Below are 24344 nucleotides of genomic sequence, written 5' to 3'. Positions count from 1 at the left end.
CGGCCCGCCGCGGGCTGGTCCGCCCCCCCCCGCGCCCCCACCCCACGCGCGGCCCCGCGCCCCCCGGGGGGGGGGGCGCGCGTGCCCCCCCCCCCCCGCCCTGTGCTATTGGTGCTGTCGGTGCTATTTGTGCCGGGACGTCACGACGACCGCGAAGCTCGCGTGCGTCACGTTGCCGGCCGCGTCCTGTGCGGTGACCGTCACCGTTGAGCGCCCGACCGGGAACTGCGACCCGGGCGCCTTCGAGTAGTGCACGGCGACGGCGCCGTCCCGGTCGTCCGACGCCTGGGCGACGAACGGGACCCGGGCTCCCGCGCGCGAGGTGGCCTCGACCACACGGGTCGGGGGCACGTAGATCTTCGGCGCCAGCGTGTCGCTGAGGTCCACTCCGGCGACGCCGTCGAGGTCCTCGCGAGGCGGCCCGCCGCGAGAACTACACGGTCAGCCTGGTCGGCATCGGCACGCCGTCGGAGTCCGAGGTCAACACCGCCGTCCTCCGGCTGGCCCACCAGTCGATCGACGGTCTCGTGATCATCCGGGCCGAGGACGACACCCCGGCCACCCTGGCCATCCCGCCGGGTCTGCCGGTGGCGGTCTCGGACTCCCATTTCGTCGGCCACCACCCGGCGGTCAGCACCGACCACCGGCGGGGGCGCAACTCGCGGTCGACCATCTGCTGGAGCTGGGGCACCACAGCGTGCACCACGTCGCCGGGCCCGAGCACTCCGGCTCGGCCGCCGAACGCGCCGACGCCTGGCGGGACGCCCTGCGGGCGGGCGTCCGGCTACGAGGCCGGGGTCGGGCTGGCCGCCGACCCGGACGTCACGGCGGTGTTCGCGGCCAACGACGAGATGGCGGTCGGGGTGATGAGCGCCCTCGCCGACGCCGGCGTCCCGGTGCCGGGCCGGGTGAGCGTGGTCGGGTTCGACGACATCCCGCTCGCGCCCTACTACCGCCCCGCGCTGACCACGGTCCGGCAGGACTTCGACGAGATCGGCCGCACGCTGGTCGACTTCCTGCTGCGCCAGATCCGCGACGGCGCGCCCCTGACCGACGAGCACCACCTGGTCCCGGCGCAGTTGATCAAGCGGGCGAGCACGGGTGCAGCTGTGTTGCATCCTCCTCGAAGCACCTATTGATCTGACAACGCGGCCGATGGTCCCGGCGTGACCGCTGCCGACCTCCTGCCTCCCGACCCTCTGCTGCACCTGCTGCGGCGGGCCACGTACGGCCCGAGCCCGGCCTGCATCGCCGAGATCCGCACGCTCGGCGCCACCGCCTGGCTGGACGCGCAGCTCAAACCGGCCTCGATCACCGACCCGGTCGCGGACGGCCTCGTGGCGCGGTTCCCGTGGTGCGCCGCGACGATTCCCGCGATCCACGCCGCGGTCGCCGCGAAAGCGCTGAAGCAGTACGACTGGGCGCCCATGTGGCAGGTCAGCTTCGCCACCCTGGCCCGCGCGGTCTGGAGCCGCCGCCAACTGCTCGAGGTGATGACCGAGTTCTGGTCGAACCACCTGAACGTGACGTGCCCGTCCGGCGACATGTGGGACAGCCGCGCCGACTACGACGCGGCCGTGATCCGCCGGTACGCGCTCGGCAGCTTCGCCGACCTGCTCAAGGCGTCCGCCCGCCACCCGGCGATGCTCACGTACCTCGACAACCGGTCGTCGACCAAGGCCGCGCCGAACGAGAACTACGGCCGTGAGCTGCTCGAACTCCACACGGTCGGCCTGACCTACGCCGAGTCGGACGTGCGGGACGCCGCCCGCCTGCTCACCGGCCTGACCGTCGACGCCGGCACCGGGAACTACCGGTACGACCCGGCCCGGCACGCGGTCGGCGCGGTCACCGTGCTCGGTTTCACCCACGCCAACGCGACCGCGGACGGCGGCGAGCAGGCCGCGCTCGCCCTCCTCGACCACCTCGCCGTCCACCCCGCGACCGCGCGCCGGATCGTCACGAAGCTCTGCACCCGGTTCGTCGCCGACGACCCGCCGCCCGCTCTGATCACCACGCTGGTGAAGGTCTACCTGGACAACCGGTCGGCGATCGCCCCGGTGCTGCGCGCCCTGTTCACCTCGCCCGAGTTCGCCGCCTCGCCCGGGGCGAAGACCCGGACCCCGTACGAGGACGTCGTCGCCATGCTCCGCACACTCGACTACGGTCCCGAGCCCTCGGGCACCAAGGCGGTCGAGTCGCTCTACTGGACGTGTTCGAACGCCGGTCAGGCCCCGCTGGCCTGGGCCCCGCCCAACGGCTACCCCGACGTCGCCGCCGCCTGGGTCTCGCCGTCCGGGCAGCTGGTGCGCTGGAACGCCCACCTGAACGTCGGCGCCGGCTACTGGCCGGCCACGCTGGTGCGACCATCGTCGATGGTCGCGGCTTTCGCGGGAACGGCCACGCCGGCCACCTACGGCGCGCTCATCGACGCCGTGTCCAACCGGCTGCTGCAGATGACGCTGCCGGGCGCGCAGCGGGAGGCGCTCGCCGGCTTCTTCGGCAAGACCCCGGCGAGCCCGGTGAAGGCCAAGGACCCGGCCGTCGACTGGATGTTTCCGTACCTGATGGCGATGCTGCTCAACTCACCGACGTTCGCGCTGCGATAAGGAGAATGTCTTGAACGACATGCTGTGCAAGCGCCGGACCCTGCTCGCCGGCGCGGCCGCCGGACTGACCGCGGCGATGCTCGACACCCGCTTCGCGTTCGCCGCCGACCCGACCGGCACCCGGGACGTGTTCGTGCTGCTTTCGCTGCGCGGCGGCTTCGACGGGCTGTCGGCGATCGTGCCCGCGGCCGACCCGGACTACTACACGCTGCGGCCGACCATCGGTGTGCCGCAGAAGCAGTTGCTCGGCGGCGACGGGTTCTTCGGACTGCATCCCGCGCTCGCGCCGCTGCTGCCGTACTGGCAGGCCGGCACGTTCGCCGCCGTGCAGGCGGCCGGTCAGCCCACGCCGAACCGGTCGCATTTCGCGGCGATGGAGGAGCTGGAGCGCGCCGCGCCGGGCACCTCGATCCGGACCGGCTGGCTCGACCGGGTCCTCGGCGGATTCGGGTCGCCGGGCGGCTTCGGCGGCGTCTCGGTCGGCAGCGCCCTGCCCGCCCGGGTGCTCGCCGGCGACGCCCCGCACCTCGGCGTGGCCTCGATCGACGGGTTCAAGCTCGACGGCGACGTGGACGGGCGGCCGCTCGCCGCCACGATGGCCAAGATGTATCAGGGCGCCCCGGACGCGCTGGCCGCCAACACCGGCCGGATGCTCGGCGCGCTCGGCACCGCCAAGCAGTTGCAGACAGCCGGCTACCCGGCCGGCGTGACCTATCCCGCCACCGACCTCGGCAACGCGCTCAAGGACGTGGCCCGGCTGGTCAAGGCGAACGTCGGGCTGCGCACGGCGACGCTGGACTGCGGCGACTGGGACATGCACGAGGACCTCGGCACCGCGGTGTCGGGCAAGCGCTACTACGACCACCTCAGCGCACTCGCCTCGGCGCTGGCCGCGTTCGCCGCCGACCTCGGGCCGGACGGGATGCGCCGGGTCACGCTGGTGACGATCAGCGAGTTCGGGCGGCGGGCCGGGCAGAACGGCTCCGGCGGGCTCGACCACGGCTACGGCAACGCGATGCTGCTGCTCGGCGGGAACGTCAAGGGCGGCAAGGTCTACGGGCGCTGGCCCGGGCTGGCCGCGTCGCAGCTGATCGACGGCGACCTGGCGGTCACGACCGACTACCGGGCCGTGATCGCCGAGGTGCTGCGCGTCCGATGTGGACTCGGCAACACCTCGGCGGTCTTCCCCGGCGTGGCCGGCTCCGCTCTGGGTCTCGTCTCGGCCTAGCCGCGGCGCGGGTCCCCGCCCTGAGGCTTCACGAGCCGGTCGCCCACCTCGAGTTGCTTCCAGACGTCCCGGTCGACCTTGACTTCCCGCTGTGTCCCGTCGTCGAGCCGGACCTTGAGTCGCCGGTAGAGATTGGAGCCGTCAAGCAGGGCACGCGACTTCTTCACGACGGTCCCGCTCCAGCTGTCCTCGTTCGTGGTCATGAACTCCCCCTCTGATGTAGGTGATCACTCCGAGCGCCACGGTCACGACCGCGACACCGGCCAGAAACAGGCGGTCGGCGAGCGTCTCCGCGCTGCCCACCAGGCCGAAAATCGAGTGCCCGACCAGCGCGCCGAAGCACGCGGCGACCAACTGCCGCGGCGTCCAGGCGACGTTCCAGGCCGCGTACAGGGCGGCCGCCGCAAGGAACGCGGCGCCGGTCATCGACAGCGACCGCGTGGCATCGCCCATCGGCCAGAGCAGGGCGAGGAAACCGAAGGCGGCGACTGCCGCCGCGAGGGCGACGACCGGGACCGGCGGTGCCGCCCACCGGCGGGCGGGCTTCAGATGTACGCGCAGAGCCAGCCCGACGACCGCGAGCGCGAGCACGGCGACCACCACGACCGCGACCAGCGGCATGGTGTAGCCCGGGTCCTCGGCCGGCGGCACGCTGACCCGCAGCAGGGCCGCGCCGAGCAGCGCGATCACCCCGGCCGCGATCACACCCCCGCGCCGCAGATAGGGCGCCGTGCCGTGCCGGCCGAACAGGAACTCGACCAGGATCACCGGGATCGCGACGCTGAACAGCGCGTGGTAGACCAGGTTGAGCTCGGTGTAGGCGGTGTTCACGCCGAACAGCCGCGGCCCCCACTGGGCCGCCCCGTAAAGGTGCGGGCTCGTCAGGCTCTGCAGCACCAGCCCCTCCTCGACCAGCCCGTAGGCGACGCCCAGCAGCAGCACGTTGGCGTACCCGCCGCCGGTCCGCCGGAGAAGCTCGCGCAGGAACAGCGCACCCGCCGAGTAGATCGGCGCGAAGACCAGCCACGCCCACGCCATCCGCACTCCGACGGTGCCGAGGCTCACCTCGGCACAGAGCGGCGCCAGCACGGCGAGAACGAGCGCGGCGCGGCGATTCCGCGGCCGCCCATCGCGTACGGCTGGGAACGCGCCCCGCACGACCGGGCGGTTCACCGCGACGATCAGCCCGGCCAGCAGCGCGAGTTGTGCCCCCTCGATCGCGCGGAGCCAGACCGGATATCCGCCGAAGGCCACCTGCGAGGCCACCAGAAGGAATCCGGCCGCCGACACGATCCGCACCCGGCGATAGGCCGCGGGCGAGCCGGCCCGCAACTGGCGGATCACCCAGACGTAACCGATCGCCACCAGCAGGACCAGGATCTGGTTCGGTCCCAGCTTAGCGGCGTGCGAGGCCACGCTCAGGAGAGTCACGAGAACGCTCGTGGAGATGCTCGCGACGAGCAGGACCACGACCAGATGGATCGCTTTGCGCTGCTGCGGAGAGGTCATACCCCGACCGTACGAATCGGCGGGGCCGGCCACCTCCGGCGCGAGACGGGTCTCGCGTCTACGACTTCAGGATGAGGGCCGGGGCCGGACCAACCCGAGGTCGTACGCGAGAACGACCGCCTGCACCCGGTCGCGCACCTCGAGTTTGCGCAGGACAGCCGAGACGTGGGTCTTCACGGTCGCCTCGGTGACCGTGAGCCGGTCGGCGATCTCGGCGTTGGAGGCGCCCCGGGCCAGCAGCGTCAGCACCTCGCGCTCCCGCTCGGTGAGCCGGTCCAGGCTGCCCGGGCGCGCGGCCGGGGTCACATCGGTGACCAGGAACCGGTCGAGCAGCCGCCGGGTCGCGGTCGGAGCGAGCAGCGCGTCGCCGCCGGCCACCACCCGGATCGCCTCGACCAGGTCGGCCGGGCGCACATCCTTGAGCAGGAAGCCGCTCGCCCCGGCCCGCAGCGCCGCGTACAGCGGCTCCTCCAGGTCGTAGGTGGTCAGGATGATCACCTTGGGCGGGTCGGCCGCCGCGGTCATCCGGGCGGTCGCCGAGACACCGTCGACGCCGGGCATCCGCACGTCCATCAGGACCACGTCGGGGCGGGTCTGCGCGGCCAGCCGGATCGCCTGTTCGCCGTCGCCGGCCTCGCCGACCACCTCGAGGTCGTCGCGGGCCTCGAGAATCATCCGGAAACCGGAGCGGACGAGCGCCTGGTCGTCGACGATCAGCACCTTGATGGTCACGGCTCCTCCCGTACCGGAAGAAGCGCTTCGACCTCGAAGCCGACGGCGTCCGTCCGCGTCCCGGCGCGCAGCGTGCCGCCGAGCAGCGAGGCCCGCTCCCGCATCCCGATGAGCCCGTGGCCGCCGCCGCGACCCGGCGGGGCACCCCGGCCGTCGTCCCTGATCCGCACCCGCACCTCCGCGTCACCGACCCGCACCAGAACCTCCGCCGCCGACGCCCGCGCGTGCCGCAACGTGTTGGTCAGCGCCTCCTGAACGATCCGGTAGGCGCCCACCTGCACCCCCAGCGGCACCTCGCCGTCCCCCTCCCGCACCAGCGTCACCGTGAGCCCGGTCTCCCCCATCGTCTCGGTCAGCCGCCGGATGTCGTCCAACGTCGGCTGCGGCCCCAGATCGTCCACCTCGGAATCGGCCCGGACCGTGCGCAGGAAGCCGCGCAGCTCGGCCAGCGCCTGCCGGCCCGCCTCCTCGGTGCGGCGCAACGCCTCCCGGGCCTGGCCCGGGTTCGACTCGAAGACATCGTCGGCCGCGGCCGCCTGCACCACCATCACCGACACGGTATGCGACAGCACATCGTGCAGGTCGCGCGCGATCCGTGCCCGCTCCTCCAGCACGGCCTGCCGCCGCTCGGCCACCCGCCGCTCGCCGCGCGCCCGCACCAGCGCGCCCCAGCTCCAGGCGAGCAGCACCGCGCCCAGCCACAGCCCGGCCAGCGCCCAGCGCCCGTGCGCCACCGCCGGACCGCAGACCGCGACCACCGCGAGCGCGAGGATCCACAGCGTCTCCGCCGCCGGGCGCAGCCAGGCGTAGGTGCACAGCACCACGAACGCGATCCCCGGCCCGAACGACGGGAACATCAACTGCAGCCCGGCGCTCACCACCAGCACCGCCGACGTGCCGAGCCACGGGCGGTCGACCAGCCACCACAGGGCGGCCGCCTGCACCAGAATCAGAACCGCCGAAGCGACGTGCACGGGCACACTGGCCGAGAGCGCCAGCACCGGCGAACAAGCCACCACCGAAGCCGCCACGAACGCCGCGCGCCATCGGCGCGGACGGGCGATCACCGGGGGCTCCCCTCGAAAAGGTCGGCGAGCACGACCAGCGGCTGCGCCTCCCGCGGCACCTCGTCCGGCCGCAGCCGGCCGGGATGGTGGGTGAGCAGTTCGGTTCCGCGAACGCTCCACCACTCCGGCACCTGCCGGTGGAGTTGGGCCGCCATCACCGGCGGCGGAAGCCACCGCAACGCCTCGGCCGGGGCCTCGCTGCGAATCCGGAAGGCATCGTCGAAATCCGGATTTCCGGTCGCGACCTCGCCCGGCCCGGCGAGCCGGCGCCACCCGCGGGACAGCAGTCCGCGCGGCGACACCTCGATCGAGGGCAACGGCCGGCTCAGCGTGGTCGCCACGATGACGAAGTAGGTCGGGTCGGACTCGGCACCGGTCGCCGAATATTCGGCGACCGTGACGGGACGGCCGTGCATCCGGGCCGAGAAACCGTGGGTGACGCCCCGGGGATCGCCGCCGGGCATCATCCGCCCCCAGTCGACGGCCGGGTTCCAGGTGAGCGTCCAGCCGTTGGCCCGCGCCCACCGCTCCAGCCGGAGACGCTCACGGCGCCGGCGGCGAACACTGTAGACCGCCACCAAAGCCACGAGCACGGCGAGAACGCCGGCGGCGGCGCCGATAGGCTCATTCATCCGACCGTACGGCGTAAAGCCGCGCCCACGACGATGAACGCGCCGGTCGCGTGCAGGTCAGACATGTCGAGATCCCCGTGTCGGTGTCGCGCCGGTCCCCCGGGAAAGCCGACCGCGCACGATCCGTGACTGTCTCAAGCATCGACGGCCCGCGCAACCCGCCTTGAATCACCAGCCGGATTCTGGGTCGTGCAACAGGGCGAGCAGGCTGATGCCGCGCCGTAATGGCGTTAGAGTCGCCGGGCATGGGACTTCTTACCTTCAGCCTCAACGTCACCCTGGACGGTTGCGTCGACCATCAGGAGGGGATCGCCGACGACGAGACGCACGCCCACTTCACCCGCCTCCTGGACGAAGCCGGGGCCATGCTGTGGGGTCGCGTCACCTACGAAATGATGGAAAGCTACTGGCCGGCCGTCGCCCGCGGCGACGAGGAGGTGCCGCCGGCCATGCGCGATTGGGCGGTCAAGCTGGAGGCCAAACCCAAGTACGTGGTGTCGTCGATGCGCACGGACTTCCCGTGGACCAACAGCCACCACATCGCCGGCGATCTGCGCGAGGGCGTGCAGAAGCTCAAGGAGGCGATCCCGGCCGGGGTCCTCCTCGGAAGCGGCAAGCTCGCGACCGAGCTCGACCGGCTGGACCTGATCGACGAGTACAAGCTGCTCGTCCATCCCCGGATCGTCGGCCACGGCCCGACGCTTTACCAGGGCGGGCTGCTCGGCACGCGCCGGCTCGAGCTGGTCTCGGCGGAGCCGCTCCGCAACGGCGTGGTGGCCGTGCACTACCGTCGCGGGCGCTGAATCGCGGGAGTCGATCGCCGCCGGCTCACCGGCGGCGCGGCGTCCTCCTCGCGTTCGCGACGCGAGATCGACAAGGGCCCGGCCAAGACGCGAATCGGTCTCGTCCTCATCACGCCCGCATTCCTCAGGCGCATCGGGCTGAGCACAGAAGAGGACTCAGGGAGGGCATCGCGACGGGTGTCGGTCACCGGATCGACCCGACGGCCAGCCGGGTCGGGACGCCCGGATTCGAACCGGAGGCCCCCGCTCTTCCATTGAGCCAACCCGGCCTGCCGCGAGCGGAGGGCTCAAACCTCTACCCTCCCAGCCCGTCGGGGCCAAGCCATCGTTCCCGACCGTTGTCATCGCCGGGCCGGGAGCCGGGGCGGCCGGCAGCCGCGCCGCGCGGCGCCGGCCGCTGCGGGTGGTTCGAGGTCGGCCGCAACATCGGATGCTCCTGACGTCGGTCGTCGGTGGTGAGCGGGGATCCGTGCGCCAGTCCTGACGCCGACGCCGGGCGTCGATATCAGGATCCGGGCCCGAGCGCTCAAGCCGGGCTGAGCAGGATTCGCGCGCCCGGAAGCAGCCCGCGCAACGAGCCCAGAGTTCGGCCGCCGGCCCGCCCGGGCCGCCGCTCACGAGCCGGGTTGTCGCATCCACGGGCTTTGGCAGGAACGCACGCCTGCCTCTCAGGGAAACGGGGTCCCGGTGACAACAGCCGACTACGACGACTTCGCGAACGCCTACTCGAAGCAAAACGAGTCCGGCCTGTTCACCGCCTACTACGAGCGACCCGCGATGCTCCGCCTCGCCGGGGACGTCTCGGGCCGCCGGGTCCTCGACGCGGGGTGCGGGTTCCGGCCCGTTGTCAGCCGCGCTGCGGGCCAAGGGAGCCGTGCTCACCGGCGAGTACGGCCATGGTCGACCTGGCCCGGCAGAGGCTGGGTGAGGTCGCCGACCTGCATGTGGCCGACCTGACCTCCGAGTCCTTCATGTGTTTGCTCTTCTTCGTCCTCGAGTCGGCGTAGTCGGAGAGAAAGTCAGCCAGCACGGCGAGAACCTGGGCGCGGCCGAGACGGAGAGCCTCGACTCCGGCCGGTGTGATCCGGCTGCCCGCCCCGTCGACCGGGCGGAGATCTGCGCGTCGCGCGGCCTGGAGACCGCCGGAAAGGTCATCAGGATGACAGGCCGGATCGGGTGACGCGCCGGCGCCTCGCCCGGCCCGAGGCCGAACGGTGGGGCGCGGCGATGGTCGAATGGTTCGGCGTGCCTGATCCCGGGCTCGCCGTGATGATGACGGCCGGCGCGGGGCATCGGCGCTTCCACCCGTACGCGGTGTGGAAGCCGGTGCCGGACGGCCCGGGCCGGATGGTGTGGCCGTGGGAACGTCTCGTGGATCGTGAGGTGGCCGAGTTGAGCGGCGCCGCCACCGAGCCCGCCTTCCGGGGTCGCGGCGACCGGACCGCGCTGATCGCGGTCCGCATCGACGCCGCCCGGAAGGCGGGTGCCCGGTGGTTGGCTACCGAGGTCGGCAACCCACCACCGGGGCAGAGCGGAACATCTCTCACCAACATGCCCGGTCCGGCGTGCGCATTCTCCATGTGCGGCAGAACCGGCGCTGGACGAACCCGCGACAGCCGGCGCTCAGGCGTCGCGGCGGCGCATCAGCCAGGCCCCGATGAGCAGCGGGATCAAGCACTCGGCGAGCATCCACAGGTAGCCGGACCACGGATGAAGCGCCCCCGGAGTGTGGATGACCTCGGTGATCCGCTGGCCGGCGTTGGTGGTGAAGCGGGCCGAGATCGCCTTGCCCCAGTCGCGGGGAAGCAGGTTGGTCAGCGGTGGCACCACGAACAGCAGGGCGACCGCGGTGGTGATCGACCCGGCGGTGTGCCGGATCAGCGCGCCCAGCGCGAGGCCGAGCAGGCCGCTGGCCAGGGCGATCAGGCCGGCGCCGAACACTGCCCGGAGCACACCTGGGTCGGACAGGCTCGCCGCGAGGTCGTGCGACGACCAGAACGTCATCGCGACGAAGAACGAGGCGAAGGCCGCCACCGTGCCGACGACCCAGGCCACGACGCTGAACACGAGTGTCTTCGCCAGCAGAACCCGCAGCCGGTTGGGCACCGCGACGAGCGTCGCCTTGATGCCACCGGTCGAGTATTCGCTGGCGACGATCAGCGCCCCCAGCACGGCGAACGCGAGCTGCCCGAAGGCGACACCGGCCATGGCGATGTTGGTGACGTCGAGCGTCGCGCGGTCCTGGGCGGAAAGCTTGTCCACGTTGCTCGACGCGCCCCAGGCCAGGAGCGTCGCGAAGCCGATCGTCACCACGAACGCGATCAGCAGCGTCCACCACGTCGAGCGCAGCGACCAGAGCTTCGTCCACTCCGAGCGGATCACCCGGGGCAGCGTCGCCCCGGCGGCCGGGAGCGAGGAGTTGTACCGCAGCGGCGGCGTCGTCGTTGTCGTCATTGCGGGCTCCCCACGGTGGCGTCGGCGTGGTATTCGACCGATTCCCGGGTCATCTCCATGAACGCCTGCTCCAGCGACGAGCGCTGGGTGTAGAGCTCGTGCAGGGTCACCCGGTTTTCGGCCGCCAGCTCACCGACCGCGTCGGTCGTCGTGCCGAGCACCTCGATGTGCCCGTCGACCACGTTGGGCTGCAGGCCGGTCCTGCGCAGGGCGTCCAGCATCTGGTCGACGTGCGGGGTGCGCACCCGGACCAGGCCGGCCGAGTTGGCCGCGATGAAGTCCTTGGTGCTCATGTCGGCGAGCAACTTGCCGAGACCGATCACGATCAGGTGCTCGGCCGTGTTTTCCATCTCACTCATCAGGTGGCTGGAGACGAAGACGGTGCGCCCCTCGGCCGCCAAGGCGTGCATGAACTGCCGGATCCAGAGGATGCCCTCCGGGTCGAGGCCGTTCACCGGCTCGTCGAAGATCAGGATCTCGGGGTCGCCGAGCATCGCCGCCGCGATGCCGAGGCGCTGGGACATGCCCAGCGAGAAGCCCTTGATCCGGCGGTTGGCCGTCTCGGTCATGCCGGTCATCGCGAGAACGTCGTCGACCCGCTGCTTGGGCAGGCCGTTCGACTGGACCAGTGAGTTGAGGTGGGCGCGGGCGGTGCGGCCACCGTGAACGTCTTTCGCGTCGAGCAGGGCGCCGACGAGCTGCATCGGCGCGTGAACCGACGAATACGGCCGGCCGTTGATCAATGCCTGGCCGGACGTCGGCCGGTCAAGGCCCAGGATCATGCGCATGGTGGTGGACTTGCCGGCGCCGTTCGGCCCCAGGAAGCCGGTCACGATGCCCGGTCGCACCGTGAACGACAGATCGTTGACGGCGAGTTTGTCGCCGTAGCGTTTAGTGAGACCTCTGGCCTCGATCATTTTTACGGACCCCCCTATCCGGATCGCCCCGACCCTACGGCGCGGGCGCCACCCGGGTAAGGGTGGAATACCCCTAGTCAGCCCCTGACATCTGTCACGCCCCGGAGCCGGACCGGGCCGCGACCCGTACGCGGTCACGCGGTGAGGCCGCGGCCCCGGACCAGCGGCAGGAAGATCTCGTCGACGATCTCGACCAGCACCTCGTCGGGCACCGCCGGCACGCCGCGCAGCGCGTACTCCCCGCGCAACAGCATCATCGGCAGCGTCACCACCCGCGGCTGGACCGCCTCCGGGGGCGCCTCGCCGCGGGCCACCGCCCGGCCCAGCAGGGTGAACCAGGCGGCGTTCAGCGCGCCGCCGCCGGCCTGCTCGCGCAGCAGGTCGAGCAGGGCCGGCTCGTCGACCGCCGCCGCCAGCAGGTCGCGCAGGATCGCCCCGCGGGGTGACGACCAGGTCGCGTTGGCCTGCCGCAGCATCTCCAGGGCGTCGCCGCGGAGGCTGCCGGTGTCGGGCGGCCTGGTGCGGGTGTCGGCGACGTGTTTGTAGGCGGCGATGCCGAGCGCGGCGCGCTGCGGCCAGCGCCGGTAGATCGCGTTCTTGTTGGTGCCGGCCCGCCGGGCGACCTTGTCCATGGTCATGCCGGCGTAGCCCGAGGCGGTCAGCTCCTCGGCGGCCGCGCGCAGGATCGCCTGCTCCAGCTCGGCTCCGCGCCGCCGCCGTTCCCTCGCCACGGTACGCATCGTACGCTATTTTGAGACCACGAAGGAGGCGGCATGCGCGCTTGGGGCGTCACCTACGACACCGGCTTCACCAACCTCGGGACCACCACCCACGAACCCTTCGACCCAGGGGTCGTCGCCCGGGACATGCGGATCATCCGGGACGACCTGCACGCCGACGCCGTACGGATCACCGGCGGGGTCGCCGACCGCCTGGAGATCGCCGCCCGGCACGCGGCCGACGCCGGCCTGGAGGTCTGGTACTGCCCGTTCACCAATGATCTGACCACCGACCAGCTGCTGGCGTTCCTGCTGGACGCGGCCGAGCGCGCCGAGCGGATCCGGCGGGAGGGCGCGAACATCCGGTTCCTCACCGGTTCGGAGATCAGCATCATGACGATCGGGCTGATGCCCGGTGACACGCTGGCCGAGCGGGCCGCCGCCCTCGCCGACCCGGCCCGGATCCGCGAGATCCTGCCGGGCGTGCAGCGGGCGACCAACGCCCTGCTGGCCCGGGCCGCGGCGGGTGCCCGGGAGCGGTTCGGCGGCCTCATAGGGTACGCATCGCTCCCTATGGAGGCGGTGGACTGGGCGCCGTTCGACTTCATCGCGACCGACGCCGGCTACCGCGACGCCACCAACGCCGCCGGCCTGCCCGCCAGCCTCGCGGCCCTGACCTCCCAGGGCAAACCGGCCGCCGTCACCGAGTTCGGCTGCGCGCCGTTCACCGGCGCCGCCGACCGGGGCAGCCGGGGCGACATCATCGGCTACGACGAGCACACCGCCCAGGCCGCCCGGCTCACCGAGACGGTCGAGCGCAACGAACCCGAACAGGCCGCCTACCTGCGCGAACTCCTCGACTTCTACGACCGGGGCGGGATCGACACCGCTTTCGTCTACACCTTCGCCTCCCGCCATCTGCCCACCTCGGACGACCCCGGGCGCGACTTCGACCGGGGCAGCTTCGGCATCGTGAAGGTTCTCCCACCCGGGCGCACCGGCACCGCCTACCCAGGGATGCCGTGGGAGCCCAAGGCCGCCTTCCACGCCCTGGCCGAGTACGGCCGCACCCGGGGCTAGGCGGATTCGAGATGGACGTGGGCGGCCCAGCGGGACGGCTGATCCGGCGCGTCGGCACGCAGGGCGTGGACCGCCCGGTGCAGCGCCCGCGCCGTTCCGCCGGTGTCGAAGGACGGGGCGAGGGCGGTGTAGAAGTCGGCGGCGATCCGCCCGGCGGCCGAGTCGGCGACCGGCCACAGGGTGCCGACGACGTGCCGGCAGCCGGCGAGCTGGACCGCCGTCGCGATGTGCATGACCTCGTCGGCCAGCGCCTCGCTCGACCGGGCCGTCTCGCAGGCGGACAGAAAGCCCAGCTCGATCGCGGTGTCGACGGCCGACAGTTCGATCGCGGTCAGCGGGGCCGACCGGTGGTCGTGCAGCAGCAGCCGGTTCAGGGCCGGTGACCGCTCGTCGGTGACGGCATGGCAGGCGAAGTGCACGATCCGCTGCCCGGGCAGGGCGGCCAGGACGGCGTCGCGGGTGGCCTCGGCTCCGGCCAGGAGGGTGCGGCCGGGGACGAGTTCGGCCAGGTGCTGGGCCTCGGCGCGGGCGGCCGGAAGGTCACGGGCCCCGGGCGTACGGTCCATCTGGACGACCAGAAAGCCGGCGCCGGACCGCCGGGCCGGGGTGTCGCGGGGTTGCAGAGCGCCGACCGTGGCGGTGTAGGACGACACGACGTGGTCGAGCGCGGCGGCGTGCAGCGGCAGGAACGACGCGATGCCGACCGGGCACCACCAGATCCGCGGGGCGTCCGCGGCCGGGCGCGGTGACGGGGCCAGGAGACCGAGCGCGGCCAGCACGGGCTCGACCACGCGGTCCGCGAGCCACGCCAGTTCCTCCCCGAGCCGCTGCTGATCGGGCCTCGTTTCCTGGAAGGCGCCGGCCCGCGCCGAGAGATCCCGGTAGTCGCAGTCCAGCCGGATCGCGCGGACCGGCTCGCCGGCGGTCAGCAGCAGCGCGTCGCACCGGAAGCGGCTGGCGTTGACGACCACGACCGGGCCATCGGGCGGCAACCGCGGCGAGACGACGGCCGGTGGCCGCAGAAAGCCGGCCAGGCCCGGAAGCCGGCGGATGTCGGCGAGCAGGCGCTCCCAGCGCTCGGCGAGCTCCCGGTGCTCGCGGGTCCGGTCGCCGGGCCACCGGTCGGCCGCGATGTCGCCGTGATAGAGGTCGGCGCCGCCGCGGTCGGACGCGTCGAGCCGGTCCCGGAGGCGCACGAGTTCCCCGGCCTTCACCGGATCGGCCCGGCGCAGCGTCTCGAGGTCGCGGCGCGCGCCGATGCTCTCCCCCAGCAGCAGGCCGCGCGCCCGTTCCAGCAGGCTCAGCGCCTCCTCGGTCCGGCCGAGACTCAGCGCCGCCGCCGCGGCGTCGGCCGGCAACCCGGCCAGTTCGGCCAGGCCGTGTTCGCGATCCGGGCGCAGGAGACGCCGCGGGGCGAGTTGCGGGAGGAGGTCGACGGCTTTCCCGTACGCGCTCAGAGCGGTCTCGTGCTCGCCCGCCGCCATCGCCGTCGACCCGAGGAGCACCGACACGACGGCCCGGGTCCGCGGGGTGGCGGTTTCCGGGGTCAGCTCGGCCCAGTGCCGGCTCATCTCCAGCACGACCGGCCGGGCCGGCGGCTGTTGCGCGAGGGCCCGCAGCAGGCTCATCTGGGACACCGCGCGGGGCGTGGTCCCCGGAGCGGCCGCCTCGACGGCTTCCCGGCCGGCCCGGACCGCCTCGTCGAGCGCCGTGGGGTCGCCGGTCCGTTCGAACAACGCCCGGGCGACGATGGTGAGGTTGTTCAACCGGGCGGCGTGGGCGATGTCGCCCGGCTGTCCCGCCTCGACCGCCTCCCGGGCCACCCGGACCGACTCCCGCAGCACCTCGAGGGCGGTCTCGTCGTCGTCTTCCTCTTGAGACAGCAGGTGCAGCGCGTTGGCGAGGTCGGTCAGCCGGCCGGCCCGCTCCGGGGTTCCCGCCGGGCTCAGTTCGGCCGCCTCGCGGGCCGACGCCACGGCTTCCCCGACCGCCGGCCGCCGGCCGGTCCGCTTGTACAGCTCCTGGGACGCGGCGCTCAGATTGGCCAGGTACCGCGCGCGCACGCCGCTGCCGGGCGGGCTCAGGGCGACCGCCGCCCGGCCGGCCCGCACGGCTTCCTGCACCTCGGTCAGGTCGCCGGCCTCCTCGAACGAGGTCCGCAGGGCGATGCCGAGGTTGTTCAGGCACGTTCCCTCGTGCGCGTAGCCGGGTGGCGCCGCCTCGACGGCCGCCCGGCCCATCGTCACCGACTCGCGGAGGATCGCCGGCGAGCGCTCCGCGTACGTGAAGAGCGCGTGCAGCGTGTTGCCGCAGCGGCTCAGGAGCAGGGCGCGGTCCGGGTCGTCCGGGGAGCCCTCCCGCACCGCCCGCCGCCCCGCCTCGGCCGCCTCGGCGAGCAGCCCGGGCCGGCCGGTCAGAAGCGCGAGCCGGCGCAGGCTGGTGCTCAGGTCGATCAGGACCTGCCCGTGGGACGCATCGCCCGGCCGGCTCGCCGCCACTCTCCCCCGGTCGGCCTCGACGAGTTCGGCGAGCAGGTCGGGGCGGCCGGTCCGCTCGGCCGCCGCGTTCAGGCCGACGCTCAGGACCTCCAGCTGGATGGACCGGTCGGCGGCGCGGCCCGCGGCGGCCTCGCGGGTCAGCGGGACCAACCGGCCGAGCAGGTCCGGGCCCGGCTCCGCGACGATCAACCGGACCAGGAAGACGAGCAGGTCACGCCGGTAGACGTCGCGGACCGGATCGCCCTCGGGAAGCTCGTCCGCAAGGGACTGCTGGGCGTGCAGCAGGCGGTCGATGACGCCCGGGCCGGGGGCCAGGTCGTAGAGCGCGATGCAGCCGGCCGCCCGATTGCCGAGACACGCCGGCCGGTCGGGATGATCGGGCGCCATGGCCTCGATGAGTTCGTCGAAGGCCGCCAGCCCGTCCCGAACCGACCGGGCATCGTGGAGCTGTTGGCCCCGCTCGACCATCGAGGTCGCCCGCGCGGCGGCCCGGTTGTGCTTCCGCAGATGACGAACCACCCCGCACCTCCGCCGCCGGCCTCAAAGGCTAGCCCAGAACCGGCGCGCGACCGGGAATCAGGCGTGGCCGGCCAGGGCCCGCTCGCGGCCTTCGAGGAAGAAGGCGACCACGGCGTCGGGGTCACCGCTGTCGAGGCCGCGCATGGTGCGGGCGGCGCCGAACGGGTAGTTCCAGAACGGGCCGGACAGCGGGGTGGGCGGGCCGACGTAGGCGTACGGCTCGGCGACGGAGGAGTCACCCGGCGACACCCCGTAGCCGATGCCGTCGACCAGGATGCCGACGTCGAAGTGCTCGGGCCACAGAATCGGTGCCTCCTGGGGCGCGAGCCGGCGCAACGCCACATCGCCGGCCGCCCAGCAGTCCTCCAGCCACCGCGTCTCGACCGGGTCGAGGGCGAGAACGTCGTCCGGCCGGGCGCCCGAGCCGTCGCCGTAGAGGCCCTCGGGCGCGCCGGCGTCCACGCCGGCCGCCTCGGCCAGCGCCGCGCAGGTGCGGCCGGCGATCGGCACCCGGCCGCCGGCGGTCACCAGGTCGGTGCCGTCCACGGCCAGCGCCGGCCCGGCGAAGGTGCGGAAGCCGGTCGGGGTGACGGTCAGCCGGATCTCGCCGGTGCGCCGGTGCTGCGGCCCGGCCAGAACCAGTTCGGCCACGGCGTGCAGCGAGCGGCGTGTGGTCCCGAGTGACATGAGGATCCTCTCCGAGCGGATGGCCACGGCCCCGGCCCAGGCCGGCGGCTCCACCGATAATGTCGCGGGCGGGCGGCCATAGTTCACCGCACCGCCGGACCGGTTGCGGAGACCGCCTCCGACCTGGTGAAAATAGCGGCATGACGTTGTTCGACGGCCGGGGCACCGGGGCCTTTCCGGTGGCGCTCGACGGGAGCGTCTTCGGCTCGACCTGTGACGAGCCGGCCTCCCACGCGGTGCTCGACGCGTACGCCGATGCCGGTGGCAACGTCATCGACACGGCCGACAGCTATTCGGCCTGGGTTCCCGGCAACAGCGGTGGCGAGTCCGAGGCGATCGTCGGATCCTGGCTGGCCCGGCGGCGGAACCGCGACCGCGTCATCCTGGCGACCAAAATCGGGAAACACCCGCGGTTCCCGGGTCTGTCGGCGGGCACGGTCGTTGCCGCCGTCGACGCCTCGTTGGTGCGTCTGGGGACCGACCGCGTCGACCTCTGCGTCGCTCACGCCGACGATCCCGGCACGCCGCTCGAGGAGACCGTGGCCGCGTTCGACGCGCAGGTCCGGGCGGGCAAGATCGGGGCGGTCGGGCTGTCCGAGTTCACCGCCGGCCGGGTCCGCGAATGGGTACGCATCGCCCGCGACAACGGTTATTCGTTGCCCACGGTGCTCCAGCCGCGCTATCACCTCGTGCGGCGCGAGACGGCCGAACGCGATCTCGTCGCCGTGGCGGCCGGGGAACGGCTCGCCGTGATGCCGTATTTCAGCGCCAGCAGCGGCTTCCTCAGCGCCCGCTATCAGGGCCGGCCCGACCGCCGAGGGGAACCCCGGGCGGACCGGTCCGACGCGCACTACTTCTCGCACGCGGGCCTGTGGGCGTTCGACGCTCTCGAGACGATCGCCCTGGAACGGCACGTCAAGCCGGCCGTCGTGGCGCTCGCCTGGCTGCGCGCCCAGCCCGGTGTCCTGGCCGCGATCGTGACGGTCCGCTCCCCCGACCAGCTCCCCGACATGATCGCCGGCGCCCGGCTCGACCTGGGCGCCCGGGAGCGCGCGGCCCTCGACGAGATCTCCGAGACCGAGCTCGACGACTAGCGCCCGCGGAACAGAAAGCGCCCCGCTGGTGGGGCCGGCCATGGCGGTGGACGGCTCACCAGCGGGGCTGGTCTTTCCTGAGACGGTCAGTTGGTGACCGTGAAGGGCTGGTCGACCCGGGTTGCCGAGGCGGAGCCGGTCAGCGTCACCGCGGCCGGGCCCGGCTTCGCCGCTCCCGGGACGCTGATGGTCGCGCCCGAGATGACGCCGTCGCCGTTGGCGTGCAGCGTGGTGGCGGTGAGGCCGGTGCCGAAGGTGCCGGTCACGGTCTCGTTGGGGGCGAACCCGGAGCCGTCCACGGTGATCGCCGTGCCGCGCGGGCCCGCCGCGACCGACAGCTTCACCTGCGGGTGGTAGGCCGGCCGGGCCGCCTGCGGCGACGCCTGGACGGTGACCGCGGTGGCGGACGCCTTCGCGGCCTTGGCCACGGTCACGGTGAACGTGGCCGTGCCGCTCGACAGCGTGTCCCACGCCGTGACGTGCACCGTGTAGGTGCCCGGCTGGGCGTAGGTGTGGGTCCCGCTGATCGCCCCGGTCGCGTCGACCGTGGCGTCCGCGGGAGCCGTGCCGTCGCCCCACTGGGCCGTGGCGTGGTAGCCGGTGGCGTCGGCGACGCCGCCGGTGACCGAGCCGAGCTGGGCGGTGAGCGCCTGCTCGGCGGTGCCGGTCTGGTTCGACGGGCCGGTCAGCGCCAGGGCCGGGCGGGCCGTCCCGTCGTCGGCGATGGCGAACACGTGGATCCGGCCCGCCGTGCCGGGGTCACCGGTCTGCTTGGGCAGGGTCACCGAGACCGCCGTCTTGCCGTCCGGGATCTGGTAGGGCGCGGTGGCGAACAGGAACGGCACCGCGCTGTCCTTGTCCGTGCCGTGCAGCCGGTACGCCGACTTGGCCACCACGATGTTGCCGAACGACGGGGTCCCGTTGGCGTTGCCGCCCAGCGTCCAGTCGCTGAACTGGATCGGAGTGGTCGCCGTGCTTCCGTCGCTGAAGGTCACCGTGGCGGTGGTGTTCTGGTTGCCCTCGGTTCCGGTGCCGACGAACGAGATGCTCTTGGCGTCGGAGGGCAGGTTGAGCGCGATCGTGCTGCCGTTGCCGGTCGCGTTGTCCGGCTGGTTGGCCGGAATCGCGGGCAGCGTGAACGACAACGCCGTTCCCGGCACCGCCGTCCGCTTGCCCTGGGTCACCCCGGCCGCCGCGAGGGCCGTCCGCGAGTATTCCCAGCCCTGCGTGTCGCAGTTGGCGCCGGGGATGCCGTCGTCACCGATGCAGACGCTGTCGAACGCGGCGCCCAGGCTGTGGGCCGGGCTGTACGCCACGTCGACGCCGACCGTGGCCGAAGCCTGGCTGGTCCCGTCGGTCACGGTCACCGCGGCCTGGTAGAAGCCGGGCTTGGCGTACGTGTGGGAGCCGCTCACGCTGTCGACCGCCCGCGACGAGGGTGCGATCGTCCCGGCGGTGGCCGGCGTTCCGTCACCCCAGTCGATCGTCGCCCGGTAGCCGCTCTCGGTGCCCCCGGTGACGGTGGCCAGTGGCACCGACACCGCGCTGCCGGAGCGCGCCGGCACGGTGGACGCGCCGGTCACCGTGACCGCGCCGCCGCCGAGCACGACGTCGCCGCCGGCCAGCAGCTCGATCTCGGCCAGGTTGATCTGCGCAGCCCCGGTGGTCTTCGAGACGGCCATCCGGAACTGCGAGAACTTGCCCGGCAGGTCGATCTTGTAGGGCTTGGTCTGCCGGCGCGAGGTGAACACCTCGTTGGTCCGGTAGTCCACCGTGGTCCAGTGGACCCCGTCGTTGGATCCGAGCAGCTTCCACTCCGACGGGTCGCCGGGCGCCGAGCCCGAGGTGACGGTGTAGAAGGTCGGCGTCTGCTTGGCGCCGCCCCGGTAGGCCCAGGTGACCTGCGGCGTGGCCGAGGCGAACGTCATCTGCGTGCTCGACGAGTCGTCGAACAGCTTCGAGGCGTCCTGCCCGCCGTTGGTGGTCGGGGTGCCGAGGCCGGGGCCGGTGGTGTCCTGCAACGGCTTGGGCACCGCGGTGCCCTTGGTCAGCGAGACCGGGCCGTCGTTGGCGCCGGTGCCCCAGGTCGACGGCTTCGGGCCCATCCTGAAGTCGATGGTGCCGCCGTGCCAGAGCGTCTCCGAGTCGATCGAGACGCTGCGCTGGGTGACGTTGTTGAGCTTGACGCTCTGCACGTACACGTTGGCCGAGCTGTTGTTCTGGGCGTTGACGACGATGTCGCCGGCCTGGCGGTGCACGGTCATCTGGCTGAACTGCGGCGAGCCCAGGACCCAGTTGGGCGAGCCGTTCTGCAGCGGGTAGATGCCCAGCGAGCTGAGGATGTACCAGGACGACATCTCGCCGTTGTCCTCGTCGCCCAGGTAGCCCTGGCCGATCTCGCTGCCCACGTAGAGGCGCTGCATGATCTCGCGCACGATCGCCTGCGTCTTGGACGGCGCTCCGGCGTAGTCGTACATGTAGGGGATGTGGTGCGACGGCTGGTTGCTCATGCCGAGCTGGCCGAGGCGTACGGCCCGGGCCTCCACCATCTCGTGGATGGTGCCGCCGTAACCACCGGGGTGGTCGGCCTTCTCCGGGGTGGCGAAGAACTCGTCGAGCTTCTGCTGCAGCGCCTTCTTGCCGCCGTAGAGGTTGGCCAGGCCGTTGCCGTCCTGCTGGGCGGTGAAGGCGTAGTTCCAGCCGTCGGTCTCGGTGTAGACGCCGCCCCAGTCGAGCGGGTTGCCGGCGAGGAAGTTGCCGGAGGCGTCGCGGCCCTCGAAGAACTTCGTCTTGGGGTCGAACAGGTTGACGTAGTTGCGGGCGCGCTGCAGGAAGTACTCCGACTGGGCCTGCAGGTCGAGCTTCCGGGCCTTCGGCGTGGTCGGGTCGTTGGCCAGATCGTTGGCCATGTTGCCGAGGCCGTAGTCGTTGATGAAGCCCTCGAGCGCCCACGACACCGACTCGCCGGTCGAGGTCGGCGTGTAGCCGAGGAACAGCGACGTGTCGATGCCCTTACGGCCGACCTCGCTGCGTCCGGACGCCACGGTCGCGTCCTTGAGCGCCGCGTCGTACGCCGCGAGCGGGTCGGGCAGCTTGACCCCGTTCAGGTACGCCTCGGCCAGCGCGACGTCCGCGCTGGTGCCGGTCATCAGGTCGGCGTAACCGGGTGACGACCAGCGGGCGATCCAGCCGCCGTCGCGGTACTGCTGGACGAACCCGTCCGCGATCTTGGCCGCGATGTCCGGGTAGAGCAGCGAGTAGGCCGGCCACACGGTGCGGTAGGTGTCCCAGAACCCGTTGTTGACGTAGATCAGGCCGTCGACGAGCTTCGCGCCGGTCGTGGTCGCGGTCGACGTGCCGGTCGCGGCCGACACCGGGCTCGCGTACTGCCAGTGCGGGGTGGCCGCGGTGCCGGTGTTCTCCGACTGCGAGTTCGGGTAGAGGTTCAGCCGGTACAGGTTGGAGTAGAGCGTGACCAACTGGGTCTCGGTCGCGCCCTTGACCTCGATCCGGCCCAGGCGGTCCTTCCAGGCCGCGGTCGCGGCGGCGTGGATCTGGTCGAAGCTGTGGCCGGTGACCTCGAGGTCGAGGTTCTTGCCGGCCTGGTCGACCGAGATGAACGAGGTCGCGAACCGCAGGGTCACCTGGGAGCTCGCCGACGTGTCGAAGGTGGCCGAGGTGGACGCGGTCCCGATCGGCGCCCGGTCGAACGTGCCGGAGAAGAACATCCGGGTGTGCCCGGCCGACAGGCCGCTGCCGTTGTCGACGAAGCCGGTGACCGTGCCGTCGGTGCCGATCGTGAACGTGCCGTTCTGGAAGACCAGGCTTCCGGTGGTCTGCCCGGCCGCGAAGCCGAACTGCAGGACACCGCCGTGGTCGGTCGGCGACATCTGCGCGGTCATGCCGTTCTGCAGCTTCACGCTGTAGAAGTCGGGCCGGGCGATCTCGTCGTCGTGGCTGAACGCCAGCGCGCGGCTGCCCGGCTGTCCGGTCAGGTTTCCGCCCGGCGGCACCGGCATGATCGACATCTGGTCACGGTCGCCCATCCACGGGCTGGGCTCGTGCGAGATCGCGAGGCCCTGCAGCATCGGGAGGTTGGCCGCGTTGTTGTTGCGCTGGTACACGTACTCCCACGAGTTCGACGTGGCGTCGGTGACCGGCGTGAGGAAGTTGAAGCCGTTCGGCACGGCCGAGATCGGCAGGTTGTTGCCGCGCGAGAACGAGCCCGACGCGTTGGTGCCGCGGCGTGTGTCGACGTAGTTGGTGAGGCTGGAGTCGTCGATCGGGGCGGGCGCGGCCGTGACGGCCAGGTCGTCGATCCACCCCTGGAAGCGGGTCGCGGCGGTGGCGGCCGGGTTGTCGTACGCGAGCAGGATGCGGTCGATCGTCTTGCCGTTCGCGATCGAGCCGATGTCGGACTGCACCGCGTTCCACTCGTCGGCGTAGAGCACCTTGGACGCGCCCTGGCCGGCTGCGGTCAGCGCGTAGCCGTGCTGGTCGACCGGCGAGCGCTTGCTCAGGTAGGTGCCGTCGGTGAAGTGCAGGTCGATCGCCGCGAAGGTCGACGGGTACTGGAGGTCCTCGCCGGTGAGCTCAGGGAAGATCTTGTAGCTCAGCCGGGTCTTCGGGCCGACCGGGATGTTCACGTCGAACAGCTTGTTCGTGGCGTACGAGCGTCCGGCGGCCTCCGCCCCACCCGCGTACCGCAGAGAGGCCGTGCCGGTGAAGCCGGCGCCGGGAAGATCGTTGGCCCCCCGCGTCGGCCCGGAGCCGACCTCGCTGACCATCGGGGTGGCCGGCGGCAGGACGTCGGTGCCGTCGCTGATGTCCCAGTCGGCGAGCTGAATGATCGAGTCGCCGGAGTTCGCGGTGACGTTCAGCCGGTAGTAGCTGTAGGCGGTCGTGTTCGCGAAGGTGTAGGTGTTGGTCGCGAAGCGGCCGCCGAAGGTCTGACCGGTGCGACTGTCCAGATCGGTCCAGTCGGTGCCGTTGTCCGACCCCTGGACCGTGAAGTTCCTGGGGTCGCGGCCGGGCGCGTCGTTCGCCGAGGTCAGCGAGTACTTCACGACGGCCACCGGCGCGGCCAGCTGATATCGGGCCCAGCCGGTGGTGGCGAAGGCGAGCCACTTGGTCGACGAGTCGTCGTCCTTGAGGTTGACCGCGACCTCGCCGGGCGCGTTCTCCGCGCTCGCGGTCACGGCGCTGACCTGGGCGAGCACGCTGCCCGGCAGTCCGGTGCGGATCGATCCGGTCAGGTTGCCCTGCACCGGCCGGCCGGCGTCGACCTCGGCGGTGCTGGTCGCGGGCTGCTGGTCGGCCGACTCGAACGAGGAGCTGAAGTCGCCGGGTGGGGGCGCGGCGTGGGCCGCCGCCGGCGCGGCGAACACCCCGGCCGACACGATCAAGGCCCCGGCGGCGGCTGTCCACCGCCGAGGCAACAAGGAGGACTTCATGCGCAACTCCAGGGGACAGGCGTCGATGCGCCCAGGATCGGAGATCGCCAGCTTCGCCCCCGGCTGACAACGTTGTCAAGAAAAGATCTGGCAATCTCCCGGAAACACTGCCCGGAGGCTCCTTTCAGGAGCTGACCACCACGGCCGTACGCGCGGGCCCGGGCCCGGCGGCGGTCCTGCTCGAACGCCGCCCGGCAGCGCGCCCGCCGCCTTACAGTGAGCGCGTGCGAAAGACCTCCGACGCGCACACCGCGGCGATCGAGGACGCCTACACCCTGGTCGAGCTCGCTCAGGGCCAGCACGATCCGGCCCGGCTCGCGGCGGCCGGGTCACGGGCCGCCGC

The 24344-nt window shown here is 72.3% G+C and carries 18 protein-coding genes and 1 tRNA gene; 6 read left to right on the top strand and 13 right to left on the bottom strand.

Translation table 11 applies throughout. From position 1 onward, the window contains the following. Nucleotides 1-123: 123 nt before the first annotated feature. Nucleotides 124-387, bottom strand: coding sequence for an HYR domain-containing protein (locus tag AB0M88_RS45510; protein ID WP_364113132.1), 264 nt, complete (start codon nt 385-387; stop codon nt 124-126). A 140-nt stretch (nt 388-527) separates the two neighbouring features. On the opposite strand from AB0M88_RS45510, the gene AB0M88_RS45505 reads away from it, so the two are divergent. From AB0M88_RS45505 to AB0M88_RS45495, 3 genes are read left to right on the top strand one after another with little or no spacing between them, the layout of a single operon-like run. Continuing rightward, complete coding sequence (locus AB0M88_RS45505; protein WP_364113130.1) at nt 528-1139, top strand: substrate-binding domain-containing protein; 612 nt, start codon at nt 528-530, stop codon at nt 1137-1139. Between the two features lie 27 nt (nt 1140-1166). Continuing rightward, nucleotides 1167-2609: a DUF1800 domain-containing protein gene (locus AB0M88_RS45500; RefSeq protein ID WP_364113128.1), complete on the top strand. Its 1443-nt coding sequence runs from the start codon at nt 1167-1169 to the stop codon at nt 2607-2609. 19 nt (nt 2610-2628) lie between these two features. After that, nucleotides 2629-3837, top strand: coding sequence for a DUF1501 domain-containing protein (locus AB0M88_RS45495; RefSeq protein WP_364113134.1), 1209 nt, complete (start codon nt 2629-2631; stop codon nt 3835-3837). Here AB0M88_RS45495 and AB0M88_RS45490 read toward each other — a convergent pair. From AB0M88_RS45490 to AB0M88_RS45470, 5 genes are all read right to left on the bottom strand, one after another. Next, on the bottom strand, nt 3834-4004 hold the full coding sequence (locus AB0M88_RS45490) for a hypothetical protein (RefSeq protein ID WP_364113126.1): 171 nt from the start codon (nt 4002-4004) through the stop codon (nt 3834-3836). The genes AB0M88_RS45495 and AB0M88_RS45490 overlap by 4 nt on opposite strands. Continuing rightward, entirely contained in the window at nt 3979-5346 is a 1368-nt protein-coding gene (locus tag AB0M88_RS45485; RefSeq protein ID WP_364113124.1) for a hypothetical protein, read from the bottom strand. The genes AB0M88_RS45490 and AB0M88_RS45485 overlap by 26 nt, the downstream gene beginning before the upstream one ends. A gap of 66 nt (nt 5347-5412) precedes the next feature. After that, on the bottom strand, nt 5413-6078 hold the full coding sequence (locus tag AB0M88_RS45480) for a response regulator transcription factor (protein WP_364113122.1): 666 nt from the start codon (nt 6076-6078) through the stop codon (nt 5413-5415). Then, the gene (locus AB0M88_RS45475) at nt 6075-7145 is read right to left on the bottom strand and encodes a histidine kinase (protein ID WP_364113120.1); all 1071 of its coding nucleotides are present in this window, start codon (nt 7143-7145) and stop codon (nt 6075-6077) included. The genes AB0M88_RS45480 and AB0M88_RS45475 overlap by 4 nt, the downstream gene beginning before the upstream one ends. Further along, the gene (locus AB0M88_RS45470) at nt 7142-7777 is read right to left on the bottom strand and encodes a hypothetical protein (protein WP_364113118.1); all 636 of its coding nucleotides are present in this window, start codon (nt 7775-7777) and stop codon (nt 7142-7144) included. Before AB0M88_RS45470 ends, AB0M88_RS45475 begins: the two co-directional genes overlap by 4 nt. A 245-nt stretch (nt 7778-8022) precedes the next feature. On the opposite strand from AB0M88_RS45470, the gene AB0M88_RS45465 reads away from it, so the two are divergent. Continuing rightward, a complete protein-coding gene (locus tag AB0M88_RS45465; protein ID WP_364113116.1) occupies nt 8023-8580 on the top strand; it encodes a dihydrofolate reductase family protein in 558 nt (185 codons plus the stop codon). Between the two features lie 213 nt (nt 8581-8793). On the opposite strand, the gene AB0M88_RS45460 is transcribed toward AB0M88_RS45465, so the two are convergent. The 4 genes from AB0M88_RS45460 to AB0M88_RS45445 all read right to left on the bottom strand — a co-directional run bounded on the left by AB0M88_RS45460 (nt 8794) and on the right by AB0M88_RS45445 (nt 12682). Further along, nucleotides 8794-8891 (bottom strand) — tRNA-OTHER (locus tag AB0M88_RS45460). A 1312-nt stretch (nt 8892-10203) separates the two neighbouring features. Further along, nucleotides 10204-11034: an ABC transporter permease subunit gene (locus AB0M88_RS45455; RefSeq protein ID WP_364113114.1), complete on the bottom strand. Its 831-nt coding sequence runs from the start codon at nt 11032-11034 to the stop codon at nt 10204-10206. Beyond that, nucleotides 11031-11951 (bottom strand): ATP-binding cassette domain-containing protein, encoded by a 921-nt coding sequence (locus AB0M88_RS45450; RefSeq protein WP_364113112.1) that lies wholly within the window; start codon nt 11949-11951, stop codon nt 11031-11033. Before AB0M88_RS45450 ends, AB0M88_RS45455 begins: the two co-directional genes overlap by 4 nt. A 134-nt stretch (nt 11952-12085) precedes the next feature. Further along, nucleotides 12086-12682, bottom strand: coding sequence for a TetR/AcrR family transcriptional regulator (locus AB0M88_RS45445; RefSeq protein WP_364113110.1), 597 nt, complete (start codon nt 12680-12682; stop codon nt 12086-12088). A gap of 42 nt (nt 12683-12724) precedes the next feature. Between AB0M88_RS45445 and AB0M88_RS45440 the strand changes: the two genes are divergently transcribed. Beyond that, the gene (locus AB0M88_RS45440) at nt 12725-13750 is read left to right on the top strand and encodes a hypothetical protein (RefSeq protein ID WP_364113108.1); all 1026 of its coding nucleotides are present in this window, start codon (nt 12725-12727) and stop codon (nt 13748-13750) included. Here the strand turns inward: AB0M88_RS45440 and AB0M88_RS45435 are convergent. Together AB0M88_RS45435 and AB0M88_RS45430 are read right to left on the bottom strand one after the other, a co-directional pair. Beyond that, nucleotides 13747-16767, bottom strand: a complete 3021-nt coding sequence (locus tag AB0M88_RS45435; protein WP_364113106.1) for a CHAT domain-containing protein — start codon at nt 16765-16767, stop codon at nt 13747-13749. The genes AB0M88_RS45440 and AB0M88_RS45435 overlap by 4 nt on opposite strands. Nucleotides 16768-16824: 57 nt before the next feature. Continuing rightward, nucleotides 16825-17454, bottom strand: coding sequence for a hypothetical protein (locus AB0M88_RS45430; RefSeq protein ID WP_364113104.1), 630 nt, complete (start codon nt 17452-17454; stop codon nt 16825-16827). A gap of 140 nt (nt 17455-17594) precedes the next feature. Here AB0M88_RS45430 and AB0M88_RS45425 point away from each other — a divergent pair, with 140 nt between their 5' ends. Further along, nucleotides 17595-18548, top strand: a complete 954-nt coding sequence (locus tag AB0M88_RS45425; protein ID WP_364113102.1) for an aldo/keto reductase — start codon at nt 17595-17597, stop codon at nt 18546-18548. Between the two features lie 86 nt (nt 18549-18634). Here the strand turns inward: AB0M88_RS45425 and AB0M88_RS45420 are convergent, their stop codons facing one another. Then, the gene (locus tag AB0M88_RS45420) at nt 18635-24001 is read right to left on the bottom strand and encodes a GH92 family glycosyl hydrolase (protein WP_364113100.1); all 5367 of its coding nucleotides are present in this window, start codon (nt 23999-24001) and stop codon (nt 18635-18637) included. Between the last annotated feature and the right edge of the window lie 343 nt (nt 24002-24344).

The organism is Actinoplanes sp. NPDC051411 (genome assembly GCF_040682075.1).
Lineage (GTDB): Bacteria > Actinomycetota > Actinomycetes > Mycobacteriales > Micromonosporaceae > Actinoplanes.
This window is presented reverse-complemented; position numbering and strand designations above follow the sequence as displayed.

Bases quoted from the DNA above. Each gene is read 5' to 3' on its own strand.
- AB0M88_RS45455 (WP_364113114.1), bottom strand. From the start codon at position 11,034: ATGACGACAACGACGACGCCGCCGCTGCGGTACAACTCCTCGCTCCCG.
- AB0M88_RS45485 (WP_364113124.1), bottom strand. From the start codon at position 5,346: ATGACCTCTCCGCAGCAGCGCAAAGCGATCCATCTGGTCGTGGTCCTG.
- AB0M88_RS45430 (WP_364113104.1), bottom strand. From the start codon at position 17,454: ATGTCACTCGGGACCACACGCCGCTCGCTGCACGCCGTGGCCGAACTG.
- AB0M88_RS45425 (WP_364113102.1), top strand. From the start codon at position 17,595: ATGACGTTGTTCGACGGCCGGGGCACCGGGGCCTTTCCGGTGGCGCTC.
- AB0M88_RS45470 (WP_364113118.1), bottom strand. From the start codon at position 7,777: ATGAATGAGCCTATCGGCGCCGCCGCCGGCGTTCTCGCCGTGCTCGTG.
- AB0M88_RS45450 (WP_364113112.1), bottom strand. From the start codon at position 11,951: ATGATCGAGGCCAGAGGTCTCACTAAACGCTACGGCGACAAACTCGCC.
- AB0M88_RS45495 (WP_364113134.1), top strand. From the start codon at position 2,629: ATGCTGTGCAAGCGCCGGACCCTGCTCGCCGGCGCGGCCGCCGGACTG.
- AB0M88_RS45440 (WP_364113108.1), top strand. From the start codon at position 12,725: ATGCGCGCTTGGGGCGTCACCTACGACACCGGCTTCACCAACCTCGGG.
- AB0M88_RS45465 (WP_364113116.1), top strand. From the start codon at position 8,023: ATGGGACTTCTTACCTTCAGCCTCAACGTCACCCTGGACGGTTGCGTC.
- AB0M88_RS45420 (WP_364113100.1), bottom strand. From the start codon at position 24,001: ATGAAGTCCTCCTTGTTGCCTCGGCGGTGGACAGCCGCCGCCGGGGCC.